This is a genomic window from Bartonella taylorii 8TBB, assembly GCF_902825155.1.
GTDB classification, from domain to species: domain Bacteria; phylum Pseudomonadota; class Alphaproteobacteria; order Rhizobiales; family Rhizobiaceae; genus Bartonella; species Bartonella taylorii_A.
This window is the reverse complement of record NZ_CADEAG010000071.1, coordinates 1-564: the sequence shown is the minus strand read 5'-3', so window position 1 is coordinate 564 and position 564 is coordinate 1. Positions and strand designations below refer to the sequence as shown.

Genomic DNA, 564 nt, shown 5'->3' with positions numbered 1-564 from the left:
GGAAATAATCTGTAGGATCAAATTCTTGTTTCGTATCAGCCATAAGTTGATAAAATGGATAGATTGCGCCTTTTGCAGCCATCATAGTTCCAGTACCAACGTCATAAATTTGGGCAAGCACTGGCTGTTTCTTTCCACGAAATGCTGCAATGAGTGAAATCAACCCCTCTTCATATTCGCCGCGAACTGCAGGAACAAATTTATACTCAGATTGACTTGCATTAAAATCGTTAATGAGACTTTCAGTTTGCTTTCCTAATTCACCACTCATCGAATGCCAAAAGCTGATTTTTGTCTGTGCAAAACTTGCTGTTATTCCCGCTGTAGACATTATGATAGCAACCGTGGCCGCTATGGTAAGATAAAAACGACTCATGGCTCACCCTTTCTGAAGTGATGGAATACAAACTACCCCTAAATTTATAGTATTACACATGAATATGCTATGACAGTTTTATTTCAGAAATATATTCTCTCATTTAAACAGGAACCACAAAAAGGTCAAATGAATTTGTTTAAATTTATTCGTTTTCTTTTATAAGCTTTCTGATGTATTAACGAGAT

The 564-nt window shown here is 36.3% G+C and carries 1 pseudogene; it reads right to left on the bottom strand.

Annotation, left to right across the window (positions count from 1 at the left end):
- A pseudogene (locus J7R13_RS08690) lies at window positions 1-376 on the bottom strand (sn-glycerol-3-phosphate ABC transporter substrate-binding protein UgpB); the annotation flags it as partial.
- Between the last annotated feature and the right edge of the window lie 188 nt (window positions 377-564).